At 67.5% G+C, this 14,733-nt stretch carries 10 protein-coding genes; all 10 read right to left on the reverse strand.

Translation table 11 applies throughout. The features are described from left to right. Positions 1 to 113 precede the first annotated feature (113 nt). Positions 114 to 2,018, reverse strand: coding sequence for an acyl-CoA dehydrogenase family protein (locus AAF481_12870; protein MEM7482060.1), 1,905 nt, complete (start codon positions 2,016 to 2,018; stop codon positions 114 to 116). A gap of 213 nt (positions 2,019 to 2,231) precedes the next feature. After that, on the reverse strand, positions 2,232 to 3,122 hold the full coding sequence (locus AAF481_12875; GenBank protein MEM7482061.1) for an EamA family transporter: 891 nt from the start codon (positions 3,120 to 3,122) through the stop codon (positions 2,232 to 2,234). A gap of 37 nt (positions 3,123 to 3,159) precedes the next feature. Then, a complete protein-coding gene (asnS, locus tag AAF481_12880; GenBank protein MEM7482062.1) occupies positions 3,160 to 4,464 on the reverse strand; it encodes an asparagine--tRNA ligase in 1,305 nt (434 codons plus the stop codon). An 82-nt stretch (positions 4,465 to 4,546) separates the two neighbouring features. Then, a complete protein-coding gene (locus tag AAF481_12885) occupies positions 4,547 to 6,277 on the reverse strand; it encodes an amidohydrolase family protein (protein MEM7482063.1) in 1,731 nt (576 codons plus the stop codon). 72 nt (positions 6,278 to 6,349) lie between these two features. Then, on the reverse strand, positions 6,350 to 7,075 hold the full coding sequence (gene rnc / locus AAF481_12890; protein MEM7482064.1) for a ribonuclease III: 726 nt from the start codon (positions 7,073 to 7,075) through the stop codon (positions 6,350 to 6,352). Positions 7,076 to 7,225: 150 nt separating this feature from the next. Then, positions 7,226 to 9,049 (reverse strand): DNA mismatch repair endonuclease MutL, encoded by a 1,824-nt coding sequence (mutL, locus tag AAF481_12895; GenBank protein MEM7482065.1) that lies wholly within the window; start codon positions 9,047 to 9,049, stop codon positions 7,226 to 7,228. Positions 9,050 to 9,413: 364 nt separating this feature from the next. Then, positions 9,414 to 10,343 carry a tetratricopeptide repeat protein gene (locus AAF481_12900; protein MEM7482066.1) on the reverse strand — a complete coding sequence of 310 codons (930 nt, stop codon included), beginning with the start codon at positions 10,341 to 10,343 and terminating at the stop codon, positions 9,414 to 9,416. Positions 10,344 to 10,401: 58 nt separating this feature from the next. Beyond that, entirely contained in the window at positions 10,402 to 11,250 is an 849-nt protein-coding gene (locus AAF481_12905) for a class I SAM-dependent methyltransferase (protein MEM7482067.1), read from the reverse strand. Then, positions 11,247 to 12,005: a GNAT family N-acetyltransferase gene (locus tag AAF481_12910; protein ID MEM7482068.1), complete on the reverse strand. Its 759-nt coding sequence runs from the start codon at positions 12,003 to 12,005 to the stop codon at positions 11,247 to 11,249. The genes AAF481_12905 and AAF481_12910 overlap by 4 nt, the downstream gene beginning before the upstream one ends. Then, the gene (gene ppdK, locus AAF481_12915) at positions 12,002 to 14,728 is read right to left on the reverse strand and encodes a pyruvate, phosphate dikinase (protein MEM7482069.1); all 2,727 of its coding nucleotides are present in this window, start codon (positions 14,726 to 14,728) and stop codon (positions 12,002 to 12,004) included. Before ppdK ends, AAF481_12910 begins: the two co-directional genes overlap by 4 nt. Positions 14,729 to 14,733: the final 5 nt, after the last annotated feature.

Genomic DNA, 14,733 nt, shown 5'->3' on the forward strand with positions numbered 1-14,733 from the left:
CTGAAAAAGGCCTTTGGCCTATGATTTCAGCTGCCCTGCTAGTTCTCTCTCTAGGGGGCTGGGCGGCGGACCCTCGGGTCCGCCGTTTCTCGTTGTTGCCTAAGTTGGGCGTTCTATCCGGCCTTGACCGGCGCCAGGCGCGGCTTGGCGGGCTTCTTCTCTGCCTCGGCCTGCTCACCCGGGTGCAAAATGCCGTCTTCCAGCCAGCGGTGCTTGCCGGCGAGCACCCGCATCGCGACACCGTACTTGCGCACATCGTCGTTCGACCACAGGTCGCGGAAGAGCTGACGAATGCGGCGGCGGGAGGTGCGGCAGAACAGATCCGCCATCTCGGTGGCGTTCCTGGCATCCCGGTGGCGCTGCTCGGTCAACGCCTGAGCCCGGCAGATCGACGCGGCCATCGCAAACAGCTCATTGGCGACATCCACCAGGCGGAACAGGAAGGCCTGCTTGTTCTGCAGCTTGGCCTGGTGCACCACCATGCCGTGGAACACCTCGCGCGCCAGCTTGCGGGAGCTGCGCTCGACGAAACGCAGGTGCCCACCGAGGCGACCGAACTCGTCGTAGCGCGGGTAGCGGCCCCAGCCCAGCCAGCGGGTCGGGTACCAGGAGGCGTAGAAGGCGCCGATTGTGGGCAGAGCGGCGGCCTTCTCGGCAATGCCCTGCTTCGGATCGATCAGGGCACCGGCCACCTGCAGGTGCTTGTCCACCGCCTCGCGGGCCATGAACAGATGCATGATCTCGCTCGAGCCCTCGAAGATCTTGTTGATCCGGTAGTCGCGCATCATACGCTCCACCCCGATGGGCTCTTCACCGCGGGCGGCCAGGGACTTCTCCGTCTCGTAGCCGCGGCCACCGCGGATCTGCATCGTCTCGTCGACGATGTGCCAGGTCCAGTAGGTGTTCCACTCCTTGGCCGCCGCCGCTTCCAGGCGAATGTCGTAGCCGCCGCGGTCGGCCATTTCGGTGGCCAGTGCGGCGACGGATTCCATGGCATAGGTGGTCGCCGCCATGTCCGCCAGCTTGTGGGCGATGGCCTCGTGTTTGCCGATCGCCTTGCCCCACTGCTCACGCTCGGCGGCGAAGGTGCGGCAGATCTCCAGGCAGGTCTTGGCGGTGCCGACGGAACCGTTGGGGATCGACAGGCGGCCGTCGTTCAAGGTGGTGAGGGCGATCTTCAAGCCGCGGCCCTCACCGCCGATCAGATTCTCCGCCGGAATGCGCACATCCTTGAAGCTGATCACCGCGTTGGCGAGCGCACGCAGGCCCATGAAATGGCAGCGGTGCTCGATCTTCACGCCCTTCCAGCCGGTCTCCACCACGAAGGCGCTGATCTTCTTGGTCGCCGGGTCCGTCGCCATCACCACCAGCAGCTTCGCGAGGGTGCCGTTGGTGCACCACAGCTTCTCGCCGTTCAACCGGTAGTCGCCGTCTTCGGTCTTGACGGCGGTGGTGGTCATGCGGGCCGGATCGGAACCCACCTGCGCCTCGGTCAGGGCGAAGGCCGAAATCTCGCCGGCGGCGCACTTCGGCAGGTACTTCTTTTTGAGTTCCGGACTGCCGAAGAGCTTCAGCGGCTGCGGAACGCCGATCGACTGATGGGCCGACAGCAGGGCGGAAAGATTGCCGTCCACGCTGCCCATGAAGCGCATCACTTTCTGATACTCGGCGGAGGAGAAACCGAGGCCGCCGTACTCCTTGGGGATCTTCATGCCGAAGGCGCCGAGCTTGCGCAGGCCGTCGATCACCTTCTCCGGGTACTCGCCGGTGGCGTCGATCTCCACCGCGTCGACCTCGTCGCGCACAAATTCGCGGAAGGCGCGGAAGAAGGCCCGGAACTCCGGGCGCTCCTCGTTGTCCTCGCGGGGCAGCGGGAAGGGATGGATCAGATCGAGCCGAAAGTTGCCGAGGAACAGCTCCCGCATGAAGCTCGGCTGTTTCCACTCCTTCTCCCGGGAGGCTTCCGCCACCTCCATCGACTCGGCTTCACTGACCTGGATCTTCTTATCGCTCGCCATCGCCACTCCCCTTTGCTCGGTGATCTTCGCTCGGTCTTTCTTCGGTCAACCGCTAGATGCCGCGACTCGGCATTCAGTGTAGCAGATCGAGAAATTCCTGCAAAAGTCTCTGCTGTATGGGCCTTCCCGAGCTCGAGGGAGAGGCGGCAAGGCGCGGCGGAGCCTCTTTGCCGCAGTCCGGCAAGCCGCGCCACGGCATCGCCTGGCGGCAGCCTAGGCGGGATCCTCCTGCAGCCGCCGCCGGCCGGGAGTCGCCGCCAACGCCACCCCGGCCACTACCAGGGCAGCGCCCGCGAGCACCCGCGCGGTGAGGGTCTCGCCCAGAAACAGAGTTCCCGTCACCACCGCGACCACCGGCACCGCATAGGTGATGAGCGCCAGGCGGTTGGCGGGCATGCGGTTCAAGAGCCAGAAGTAGAGCGAAAAGGTAATCGCCGAACCGCACAGCGAGAGGTACAGCAAGGCACCGATGGACGAACCGTTCCAGATCACTTCCCGGTCCCCTTCGACCAGCGCCGCCAGGGCGCCCATGATGGCTGCCGTCATCACCATCGGCACAGCGGTGATCGACAGCGGATGCAGATCCTTGCCCCAACGCTTGGTGGCGACATTGGCGATGGCCGAAACGAAGGGTGAGATCAAGAACACCGCCGCGGCCAGCGCCACCCCCGGGCCGCCCAGACGGCTCAAGTCTTCCGAAAAAATCACCGCCACACCCACAAAGCCCACCAGGGTGCCAAAGGCACCGCGGGGCGTTAGGCGTTCGCCCGGCAGCCAGAAATGGCCGAAGCCGGCGACGAACAGCGGAAAAGTGGCGAAGAGCACCGCCGCCAGGCCGGAGGGCACCCGCTGCTCGGCCCAGTACACCACCCCATAGGAGAGCGAGAAGGAAAGCAGGCAGTTGACCAGCCACAGGATCTTCTCCCGGCGACTGCGGCCGAGCTTCACCTTGAACACCGGCACCAGGGCGAGCAGCAACGCACCGGCGATGGCGAAGCGCAGGGCGACGCCGGTGAACGGCGGAATGCCCTCCAGCCCAATCCGAATCGCCGCCCAGGTGGTGCCCCAGATGAGCACCAAAACGGTGACCGCCAGGCGGTTCATCGCACGACCGATTCTGTTGAACGAGTGAAGCAGCAGGTCAAGGGTAAATCCGATAGAGCATCCGCGGGTACGGGATGGTCTCCCGCAGATGGGGTAGGCCACACATCCAGGCGACAAAGCGCTCCACCCCCATGCCGAAGCCGGAATGAGGGAATCCGCCATACTTGCGGACATCAAGATACCACTGAAAGGCCTCGACGGGCAGATCGTGCTGGTGGATGCGTTCGAGCAGTAGATCGTGATCGTGGATGCGCTGGCTGCCGCCGATGATCTCGCCGTAGCCCTCCGGTGCCAGCAGGTCGAGACCGAGCACCACCTCCGGGTCTTCCGGATCCGGCTCCATATAAAAGGCTTTCATCGCCGTCGGGAATCGCGAGACCATCACCGGCTTGTCGAAGTGATTGGCGAGCACCGTTTCCTCGTCGGCACCGAAGTCATCTCCCCACTCGATCGCCTTGCCCTGCTGGCGCAGGATCTCCAAGGCCTCGCGGTAGGTGATGCGCGGGAACGGCGGCACAATGCGCTCCAGCACCTCCCGGTCGCGCTCCAGCACCTTCAGGTCCTCGCCACAGCGGTCGAGCACCCGGCCGGTCAGCTCGCAGACGAATTCTTCGGCCAGTTCGCACAGGCCATCGAACTCGAGAAAGGCCACTTCCGGCTCGACCATCCAAAACTCCATCAGGTGGCGCCGAGTCTTCGACTTCTCCGCCCGGAAGGTCGGACCGAAGCAGTAGACCTTGCCGAGGGCCGCCGCCGCCGGCTCGAGATAGAGCTGGCCGGACTGCGACAGGTACGCCTTGTCGCCGAAATAGTCCGTCTCGAAGAGGGTCGAAGTGCCCTCGCAGGCCGCCGGGGTGAGGATCGGCGAGTCGATCAGGGTGAAGTCGCGGCGGTAGAAGAAATCGCGGATCGCCTGGCACACCTCACTCCGCACCCGGAGGGCGGCCCGCTGGCGGCTGGAGCGAAGCCACAGGTGCCGGTGCTCCATCAAGAACGCCGTGCCGTGCTCTTTGGGGGTGATGGGGTAATCGTCGGCGGTGCTCAGCACCGTCAGGCCGGACCCCTGGATCTCCACCCCGCCGGGAGCCCGAGCGTCCACCTTCACGGTGCCCTCCACCGCCACCACCGACTCCTGTCCGGCCGCCTGCACCGCCTCCCAGGCCGCCTCGTCGAGATCCGCCTTGCTGGCGACGACCTGCACCACTCCACTGCCGTCGCGCACCTGCACGAAGGCGATCTTGCCGCTGGAGCGCTTCTTCTCCACCCAACCGCGCAGCAACACCTGCTCGCCATCGTGATGGTGGAGGGATCGGATACTCGGGGTGGGTAGCGTTTCAGCCATAGCGCAGGGATACTAGCAGGGTGCCAAAGAGCGCTACATGCCGGATTCCAACCGCGCCCCGAGCCGTTGTCTGGGCGCTCCGTCAGGGGTCGGGCTCGGCGCCTTCGGGAGCTTTCTCCAGCCGCGCGATCGCCTCCTCCGGATCCTGGTACCAGGGATTCGATTCCAGCGCTTTGGCGTAGGCGGCGATCGCGCCGTCGCGGTTCCCACCGTCCTCCCGCGCCTGCCCGATGTGCCACCAAAGCGGCGCGCTTCTCGGATACATTTCGGCGCAGAGGTCATAGAGCTGCCCGGCGAGGTCGCGCTGACCGCGGTAGTAGTACCGATAGCCGAGAAAAATACAGTTGTCCGGGCTGATCAGCGGTTCCCCGGCCACCTCTTCGGGGATCCCGGCGACCGCTTCCCGTGCGGCCCTCACGTCGCCTTCAAGGAGGGCGTCTTCAAAGGCCGTGGCGAATGGAAGAAGCAACTCTTGTCTGTTCCGAAGATTCTGTTCGATCTCCACCAAGCCTTGCTCAGAGATCCACCGACCGGCGAGCGCCACGCCGGCGATGGACTCGGTGGCGGCAATGTTCTCCAGAGGGTTGTCGCGCAGCAGCAAGAGATCGGCGCTGAAGCCGGATTCGATCCGACCCCAGGGAGGTTCGGCGGCGCCGATCTCCTGGAGGTAGCGACCGAGGTTCAGCGTCGCCGTCTGCAAGGCTTCCAGCTCGCTTAACCCGGCCGCCACCAGGCTGCGCAGTTCCAGGTGCACGCCGTAGCCCGGCAGGGCACCGCCGAAGCCGGCGTCGGTCCCCAGAATCAAGGGCACTCCCCGGTCGCGCAGCGCCGCCGTCAGATCGGAGACGAACTCCGCCGCATCCTCCATCTGCGCGGCGAAGGCGTCCGGCGATTCACGGTTGGCGAACCAGCCTTGGCGGGCTCCGAAGGAGAGCTTCATTCCGGCCGGCAGCGCCGCGAAGGCGTCCTGGGCCAGGAAGGAGTCGAGAGCCAGCACCTGCGGTGGGACGTCCTGGAGGTACCGGATCATCGGCGTCACGGTGACGCCCCGCTCAGCCAGCCGCGCGGCGAGGGTGGGAATCTGGGAGCGGTCGAAGCGCCGCGGTTCCTCTTCGAAGGCCTCGAAGGCCAGCTCTTCGCCGTGAGCGACATAGCGCAGGCCCGCTTCCAGCGCACCTTCGATGCCGCTTTCGCGGGACACGTGGCCGGTGGTGATCATGCCTTTGTCCCGCGCCGCATCGATCACTGACCGCAGGGTCTCCGCATCCATCTGCTGGTAGACCTTGACGGCGTCGTAGCCCTGTTCGGCCATCCAGCCGACTATCTCCGGCGCGGTCTCCGGGGTCACGGAGGTGAACAGCGGATTGGTCGGTCGGGGACCATCCAGGGTGGGTCCGACGGTGACGATCCTCGGCCCGTCGCGGCGGCCCTGGCGGACGTCGTCCCGCAGGGCCAGATGTGTCGGCCCGCCGGACATGTTGACCACCAGCCCCACGCCGTGGCGCCGGTAGTTCTCCAGTTCGCTCGGGTATTGCAGGTGGACGTGCGCATCGCCCAGGGCGGGGATCAGGAAACTGCCGTCCGCATCGACCATCTGTGCCGCCTCGAACTGCCCTTCGCGGGTGTCCGGCAGCACGGCCTCGATCACGCCCTGATCCACCACGACAACCTGCCCGGAGACTACGGCGCCGCTCTCGACATCGATCACCTTCACGTCGCGAAGGACGAGGTCCACCGACCGTTTCGGCTCACAGGCCGCCAGCAGCAGCGTCGGCACCAGCAACCCGAGCAAAGCGCAGAGATTTCGCTTCATCGTCATTCCCTCGCTCTGATTCCGAGGCGGTTGAGAAGCTGTCGGGAGAGACGGCTAGGAGCCGCCGAACAGCTACAGGGCGTGGGGACCTTCGACGATCTCCAGCGCCGCCGCGGCGGCGGCCTGCTCGGCCACTTTCTTGCTCTTGCCGGAGCCGACGCCGACGCGGTCACCGTTCAAACGGCACTCGAAGGTGAAAAGTTTCGAGTGGTCCGGGCCGCTGGATTCGATCAACCGGTAATCCGGCAGGGACCAGCCTTCCGCCTGAGCGAGTTCCTGGAGGCGGGTCTTGGCGTCGCCGAGGAAGCGGGTGCGGCGCTGTTCGAGGGCCTCGGCGAGAAGTTCGCGGATCAGCTCTCCAGCCGGCTCCAGGCCGCCGTCGAGGTAGACAGCGCCGATCACCGCTTCCATACAGTCCGCCAGCAGGGAGTCCTTGGTGCGTCCACCGGAGCGTTCCTCGCCAACTCCCAGCCGAAGCAGTTCGCCGAGTTCGAGGTAGCGGGCGCGCCGCGCCAGCACCGGCCGCGAGACCAGGAAGCTCTTGAGCTTCGACAGCTCCCCTTCGGCGACATCGGGCATGGTGTCGTAGAGCCAGTCGGCGGTGACCAGCCCGAGCACAGCGTCGCCCAGAAACTCCAACCGCTCGTAATTGCCCAGCAGGCCGTGCTCGTTGGCGTGGGAGCGGTGGGTGACGGCCAGGTCGATCAGGTCCGGTTGCCGGAAGCGATAGCCGAGCTTCTCCTCGAGCGGGCTGAGACGCCGGCCGAAGATGCCGCCGGAGGTCAAGCGCTGAGCCATGGCGAGTCCCTTCCGAAGCGGCCGCTTCGGAGAGTGCTGGGAGATGGCGGAAGCAGAGTCATGGCGAAGGATCCAGTCCAGGGACAACGGTCGGGCCGCGAAATCCGAAGGCCTACCCCGACTTGTACGACGAGGAGAGGCCGCGCGTTCTCATCGCCGCTTGAAGCGGCGCTCGAGATCGGCGTCGGTCATCTCCAGGACCACCGGCCTTCCATGCGGGCAAGCGTAGGGATTCTCGCAGATGAAGAGCTCCGCGACCAGTGCTTCCATCTCCGCCGCCGAAAGCGGGTGGTGCATCTTGACCGCCGCCTTGCACGAACCGTCCGCCGCCATGTTCTCCAGAATGCGCTGGCGCATCACCTCCGGACCGGAACCGCCGGCCTCGTCTTCGGCCAACAGCGAGCGCAACAGATCCTCCGCTTCATCGGCCTTGAGCACTGCCGGTATCGCCACCAGGGCGGCGCTGCGGCCGGACAGCGGAGTGACCTCGAAACCGCAGGCCATGAGGTCCGGTACCATTTCCGCCAACCGCAGGTGTTCCGCCGGCGAAAGCTCCAACACCGGCGGCGTCAGCAGCCGTTGGCTGGAGGTCGCCTCTTGCTCCATCGCTCGCTTCAGGCGCTCGAAGAGAATCCGCTCGTGGGCCACATGCTGGTCGATCAGGTAGAGACCATCCGGCCCTTCGAGCAGGATCAGGGTGCCCTTGTACTGCCCCAGCAGGCGAAAGGGCCGCTCTTCACCGGAGCGGCCGGAGAGCGGCACCGCTGAGCGCTCCACCGGCGCATAGCTCGGCCGCGCCACCTGCTGCGGAGGGGTCGCGGGCCAGTTGCGGGCCGGCTCTCGGACCTCGCCGGCTCGTGCCACCCTCCAGGGCTCACCGCCCGAGGCGGTCGATGGTGGTGCTTTGCGTTCACCGAGACCCTGCCAGGCAAGCGGCGTTGGTGGACGCTGGGGCGATCGCAGGGGAGCTTCCTCCTCGCCCCGGGCGGCGGCGAGGCCCTCCCGCAAGCGACCGTAGAGATGATCGAGGATGGCGGGATCGCGAAAGCGCACTTCGGATTTCTGCGGATGAACGTTGACGTCTACATCCTGCGGTGGAACGTCCAGAAACAGAAACAGCGAGGGATAGTCCTCATTGCGCCATTCGTCGCGCACGGCCCGATAGAAGGTGGCGAGGATGGAGCGATCGCGCAGCAAGCGCCGGTTGACGAACACGAACAGCCGCCGACCGCGCGCTTTGGAGGCGGCTCCCACCAACCCGGTGATCGTGCCGGACTCCCTGGCGGGAATTGCCACCAGCTCGTCGGCGAAGGGGCGGCCGAAGACCTGGGCGATGCGTTCACGGGCGCCCTCGACGGGATCTTCCGCCGTCACCGGCGGCGCTTCGAGCAGCGCCCGCCCCTGGTGATGCACGGAAAAGCGCACGTCCGGCCGAGCCAGGGCGTAGCCCTGCACCACCTCCACGCAGCGCCGCAGCTCGGTGGCGGGAGTCTTCAAGAACTTGCGCCGAGCCGGCACGTTGAAGAACAGGTTGGCGATCTCCAACGTGGTGCCGCGGGCCCGCGCCGCCGGCTCCGCCGCCTTGACCCGCCCCCCCTCGATGCGCACCCGCTGCCCGTCGCCGGGCTCGTCGGCGGTCACCAATTCCACCCGCGCCACCGCCGCAATGGAGGCGAGGGCTTCGCCCCGAAAGCCGAGGGTGCCCACCTGCTGGAGATCTTCGAAGTTGTCGATCTTGCTGGTGGCGTGGCGGTCGAAGGCCAGGAGGGCATCGTCCCGGCCCATCCCCACGCCGTCGTCGGCCACCAGGATGCGCCGCTTGCCGCCCGCTTCCAACTCGATCCGCACTTCCGTCGCGCCGGCGTCGAGGGAGTTTTCGACCAGTTCTTTGACCACCGAGGCGGGACGCTCGACGACCTCCCCGGCGGCGATTTGGCTGACCAGGTGGTCCGAAAGGAGATGGATTTTCGGCATGAGCGTGAATCATATCCCGGCGATCTGATAGGCGCCGGTGATCACCCTGCCGGGCCGGTCGATGGCGGGACGACCGGGACCGCGCTTGGCCGGCCGGTCGATGGCGGGACGACCGGGACCGCGTGGGGCTTCTCAGACTTTCAAGCTACTGCCCCACGCTGCGCTCCGCGAGCGCAAACCGATCGAGGACTGCACAATTCCTACCGTGCGCTCGCGTCGAGCTCCCGGTCGACCCGCCACCGACCGACCTCCATCTTCGTCATCAGAATCCGTACACCCTGCAGAATCCGAGCGGCCCTCTTGCGGGACCTCGGGGGATGGAAGAGGAGTGCGGAGATCGAGCAGAAGAGGTTGAAAAGAGGGCCTACTTTTGCGAACCCTTCTTCGTGTACAGCCCGTCGAAGGCTGTGGTCCAGGTCTTGCCGTCGTCGGTGGAGGTTTCCCAGTGCTGGCGGACGGTGCCGTCTTGGTTGGGAGTCCAGGAGATGCGGTTGAGGGGCGAAGCCTGCGGATCCGGTGCCGGGGCGGACTGCATCACCATCGATTTGCCGTCCCACTCCCCCATCAATCGCAGGACGGTGCCCTGGTTGTCGCTCCAGAACTGATACCACCTGCCGGTGGTGGCGTCGTAGCCGTTCAGGGACGAGCCGACGTAGGCGCCGTTTTCGTATTGCTCGTGGAGGGCGCAGCCGCCGTGGACGGCGCTGATGCGGTTGATCGCACCGGTGGCCCCGCTCTGCTGGTTGACCACGTCCCACTCCCCCAGCCAGAAATCGAATTGGTGGAATTCGTCTTCGCTGCACGGCGTGAGGCGGGTGAGCACCGCCTGGAAGTCCCGCCGTGCGGCCAGTTTGGAAAGATCCGCGTCGGCCCGGACGGCGGCGGCGACCTTGGCGCCGGTGTCGGCGAGTTCCCCGAGACGGGCGACGGCCTCCTCGGCGCGGCCGGCGGCGGCCAGGGCGCGGGCCCCCTGGAACAGGGTGCGGGGTGCCGAAAAACCGGCGTCGGCGGCCCGACCGTAGGCGACGACGGCGGCGCCGTAGTCCCCCGCCCCATGGCGCGCCTGGGCCAGACCGAACCAGGCCTGCGGATCGTCCGGCGAGGCCTCCGTCAAGGCCTCGAAGGCGGCGATGGCCTGGGGCCACTTCTCCGCCGTCAGCAGCGCCTGAGCCTTCTCCGCGGGAGTCTGAGGCGAGGCAGGGTTCTCCTGAGCCCAGAGCGCAGTGTTCGTCAGCAAAACGACGGCGACCGAAAAAGACAGAAAGCAACGGCGGTGGGGGTTCAGGCGGTTCATCGGGTTCTCCTCGTTTCTCTTTCTTTACGCAGCATGGGCCGAACGGTTGTCGCCTCGATCAGAGGAAGACCCGTCGAAACGCCGGCCGATGCAGCCGCTCGCCTCGCCGCACGGCGAACAGGGTCGAACCCCAGCCCCGGCGCCAGGCGGGGACAAGGCGCAACAGCCGCCGCAACATTCCCCTGGCACCTTTTGGGTCTGGCCGGTGGGGCAGCGGTTCGAAGATCTCCAACTCCAGGCCGGCGGCCCGCAGGAACCGCTCCAGGCGCCAGGATTGGGCGACGTGGACGGCGTCGGCGTCCGGCACGTACCCTTCCGTCAGCACCCGAGGCTCCGCGACGAGTTCGAAGACGTGGGAGCCATCCAAGAGGGACCGCAGTTGGCGCAACAGCCGCACCGCGGCGAGGCCCAGTCGGCGGCGTGGATCGAGGCTCGGCGGCAGATCGTAGGGCAGGTCCCATGCGGAACCCACCACCAGCAGCAGGCCTCCCGGCCGCAGCACCCGAGCCGCTTCGAGCAGCGTCTGCGCCGGCCGGTGGAAGTGTTCGAGAGCCCAGGTGGAGATCACCGCATCGAAGGACGCGGTGGCAAAGGGCAGGGTTTCGCCATCGCTCCGCACCCGCTCGCCGGGCCGCCCCTTTTCGTCGGCCATCACCAGGGCCGCGGTGGAGACATCGGTGCCCACGTAGCGGCTGCCCGCCGGCAGCCAGAGGGCGTTTTCGCAGGAGCCGGAACCGAGATCGAGCACCCGGTCGCCGGGCTCGAGGTATGCGAACAGCCGCTGTCGCTCCGGCGAGGCCTCGGGGTTGGCCGTGGCGGCCTGTTCGTAGTAGTCCCGATTGCCGTCCCAGAATCGATCGAGACGCGCCTTGTTGGACGACTCGGCGCTGGAATCCGACGCGGTCACCCGGCCTCCCTACGGAAGTACGCCAGCGTACCGGCGGGGACGAAGCCCAGGCCCTTCGCCATCCGAATCGAACCGTGATTGTCGCCGTGGGCGCCCCACACGGGCAGTTTGCCGCGAGCGATCATGTCGTCCCGCAGGCGGTGGAAGCAGGCGGAGGCGAGGCCCCGGCGCCGGTGGGCCGGCAAGGTCTCAACCCACACGTCCCACAGGGATTCCGTTTCGACCGGCGCGGCGCAAAAGGCAGCGAGTTCACCGTCCACCCAGGCGACGGACATCGCCATGCCGTTCGAGACGGCGGCGGCCAGTTCCTCAGCCGTTGCCTCGGACCAGGTGCCGGCGGCGAGAGCGGTGGGATCCGTCAAGGTGGTGAGGGTCACTCCGTGAGGCGGTGCCGTGGCGAACGCGCCGGTTGCCCCGGAATAGCGATGGAGCACGGTCGAACCGCGCGCCCAACCGGGCAGCATCTCGCCGACGGCGTCGGCGTGCTCGTTCGGCACCAGGATCTCAAGTTCCGGAGGGTCCCCGTGGGCGAGAAGGTCGGCCAGATCGCCGGACACCGGGGTGCCGGCGACGAAAGCGAAGGGCTCGTCCGGGGAGCGAGCGATGAAGCCGACCTCCGGTCGGTGCGCGAAGAGCAGAGCCCGACCGGAAAGCAACAGGCCCCGCAGGTCCACCCAGCGGGGTTCGTCCGGATAGCGCGCCGCCAACCGGCTCGCCTCGTCGAGGACCGGCGCGCGGCCGGCGGGCTGGGTCATTCCCCTTCCGGCAGCGATTCTTCGCGTGCGGCGAGCACCGCCCGCGCCGCCGCCAGACGGGCGATCGGCAACCGGTAGGGGGAGCACGAAACGTAGTCCAGCCCGACCCGCTCGAAGAAGGCGATGGAGTGCGGTTCGCCGCCGTGTTCGCCGCACACGCCGAGGTGGAGATGAGCCTTGGCCTCGCGCCCCTGGGCACAGGCGGTACGGACGAGGGAACCGACTCCCGTCTCGTCGATACGCATGAAGGGATCGAAGGGCAGCAGACCCTGTTCGAGGTACTGCGGAAGGAAGCTGCCGATGTCGTCGCGCGAGAAGCCGAAGGTCATCTGGGTCAAGTCGTTGGTGCCAAAGGAGAAGAAATCCGCGTGGGCGGCGATGTCCCGGGCGACCAGGGCGGCACGGGGAATCTCGATCATGGTGCCGACCAGGATCGGCACCTCAACCCCCTCCTCTTGCTGGACCCGCTCGATCACCGCCACGGTGCGTTCGCGCAGGCGACTCAGCTCCTCGGAGGTACCGGCCAGGGGGATCATGATCTCCGGCTGCACATCGTCACCGGCGCGGCGCCGCACGCAGGCGGCGCGGGCAATGGCCTCCGCCTGCATATCGTAGATCTCCGGCGCCGTCGCGCCCAGACGGCAGCCGCGGTGGCCGAGCATCGGGTTGACCTCGCGCAGGGACTCGGCTTTGGCGGCCACCTCGGAGGCATCGATGCCCATGTCACCAGCCAGCTCCGCCAGCGCTTTTTCGCCGTGCGGCAGGAATTCGTGGAGCGGCGGATCGAGCAACCGCACCGTCACCGGCAGGCCGGCCATCGCCTCGAAGATGCCCTCGAAGTCGGACTGCTGCACCGGCAGCAGCTCTTCGAGGGGCGCCCGGCGCTCCTCGGCGCTGGTCGCCAGGATCATGCGCCGCACCCGCGGGATGCGGTCTTCCTCGAAGAACATGTGCTCGGTACGGCACAGGCCGATGCCCTCGGCCCCGAAGGCGCGGGCGCGGATGGCGTCCTCCGGGGTATCGGCGTTGGCGCGCACCCGCATCCGGCGCACGCCGTCGGACCACTCGAGGACCTTGCGGAAGGCGCGAGCGGCCTCGGTGTCCGGACCGGCGCCGGTCAAGGCGGCCAGCACATCGGATTCCCGCGGCGCCAGGCCGCCGGCGAAGATCTCGCCGGTGGTGCCGTCGATGGAAAGGTCGTCGCCTTCCCGCAGCACTTGGCCGGCCACCCGAACCTCGCCGCTCTCCTCGTCGACGTGAAGTTCCGAAGCGCCGACAATGCAGGGCTTCCCCATCCCCCGGGCGACCACCGCCGCGTGGGAGGTCATGCCGCCGCGGGAGGTGACGATGCCGGAGGAGGCGTGCATGCCGACGATGTCTTCCGGCGACGTCTCCTCGCGCACCAGCAGCACCGGCCCGTCGGCGGCCATGGCGGCGGCGCGGTCGGCGCTCAAGGCGATGCGGCCGCTCGCCGCTCCGGGCCCCGCCGGCAGGCCCTCGGCCAGCCGCTTGCCTTCGGCCACCGCACGCGCTTTCTCGTTCTGGTCGAAGTCCGGCGCCAACATCTGTTCGAGGTGCTCCGGCTCGACCCGCTTCAAGGCCGTCGCCGGACTGATCCGTTCCTCGCCCACCATCTCCACGGCGATGCGCACGGCGGCCGGGCCGGTGCGCTTGCCGGTGCGCGTTTGCAGCATGTAGAGGCGCCCGTGTTCGATGGTGAACTCGACGTCCTGCATCTCCCTGTAGTGGCCTTCGAGGCGCTCGCAGACGGCCTTGAGTTCCGCCGTCGCCTCGGCGAAGCGCTCGGCCATGCCGCCGCCCGCAGCGGTGCCCTCGATCGGCTTCGGCGTGCGGATGCCGGCGACCACGTCCTCGCCCTGGGCGTTCACCAGGTACTCGCCGTAGAGGCCCGGCGCACCGGTGGCCGGGTTGCGGGTGAAGGCTACGCCGGTGGCGCAGTCGTCGCCGCCGTTGCCGAACACCATCGCCTGCACGTTGACGCCGGTACCCATAGTGCCGGGAATGCCGTTCAGGCGCCGGTAGTCGCGCGCCCGCTGGTTGTCCCAACTGGCGAAGACGGCGCGGATGCCGCCCCAGAGCTGCTCCATCGGGTCCTGCGGGAAGGGCCGGCCGGCGGACTCTGCGATCAGTGCTTCGAAGGCCGAAATCACCCCGTCCAGGGCCGCCGGCGGCAAGGCGCCGTCGTCGGCCACGGCGGCGGCGGCGCGAGCCGCCGCCAACACCTTCTCGAATCTGCGGTGCGGCACCTCCATCACCACATCGCCGTACATGGTCAGCAGGCGGCGGTAGGCGTCGCGCACGAAGCGGCCGTCGCCGGCGTTCTTCTGGGCTTCGAGCACCCGTCCATCGAGGCCGAGATTCAACACCGTGTCCATCATCCCCGGCATCGAAATCGGCGCGCCGGAGCGCACCGACAGGAGGAGCGGCTTTTCCGGATTGCCGAAGGAGCGTTCCTGGAGTTCCTCCAAACGCTTCAGGTGGTCGTCGACCTCTTCGGCCAGGGACGGTGGGTACTCACCGTCGTGACGCTGGAAGTAGAGGCAAGCCTCGGTGGTGAGGGTGAAGCCCGGCGGCACGGGGATGCCGAGGCGGCTCATCTCCGCCAGGTTGGCTCCCTTGCCGCCCAGCAGGGCCTTGTCGGCGGCGGATCCCTCGGCGGTACCGCCGCCGAAGGCGTAGACGTATTTCGTGTCGCTCACCATCCACC

The sequence above is a fragment of the Acidobacteriota bacterium genome (genome assembly GCA_039030395.1).
In the GTDB taxonomy this organism is placed as follows: Bacteria; Acidobacteriota; Thermoanaerobaculia; order Multivoradales; family JBCCEF01; genus JBCCEF01.

What these genes read in the sequence shown, in the direction of transcription:
- AAF481_12870 (MEM7482060.1), bottom strand. Translation starts at nt 2,018, where the DNA reads ATGGCGAGCGATAAGAAGATCCAGGTCAGTGAAGCCGAGTCGATGGAG.
- AAF481_12875 (MEM7482061.1), bottom strand. Translation starts at nt 3,122, where the DNA reads ATGAACCGCCTGGCGGTCACCGTTTTGGTGCTCATCTGGGGCACCACC.
- asnS (MEM7482062.1), bottom strand. Translation starts at nt 4,464, where the DNA reads ATGGCTGAAACGCTACCCACCCCGAGTATCCGATCCCTCCACCATCAC.
- AAF481_12885 (MEM7482063.1), bottom strand. Translation starts at nt 6,277, where the DNA reads ATGAAGCGAAATCTCTGCGCTTTGCTCGGGTTGCTGGTGCCGACGCTG.
- rnc (MEM7482064.1), bottom strand. Translation starts at nt 7,075, where the DNA reads ATGGCTCAGCGCTTGACCTCCGGCGGCATCTTCGGCCGGCGTCTCAGC.
- mutL (MEM7482065.1), bottom strand. Translation starts at nt 9,049, where the DNA reads ATGCCGAAAATCCATCTCCTTTCGGACCACCTGGTCAGCCAAATCGCC.
- AAF481_12900 (MEM7482066.1), bottom strand. Translation starts at nt 10,343, where the DNA reads ATGAACCGCCTGAACCCCCACCGCCGTTGCTTTCTGTCTTTTTCGGTC.
- AAF481_12910 (MEM7482068.1), bottom strand. Translation starts at nt 12,005, where the DNA reads ATGACCCAGCCCGCCGGCCGCGCGCCGGTCCTCGACGAGGCGAGCCGG.
- ppdK (MEM7482069.1), bottom strand. Translation starts at nt 14,728, where the DNA reads ATGGTGAGCGACACGAAATACGTCTACGCCTTCGGCGGCGGTACCGCC.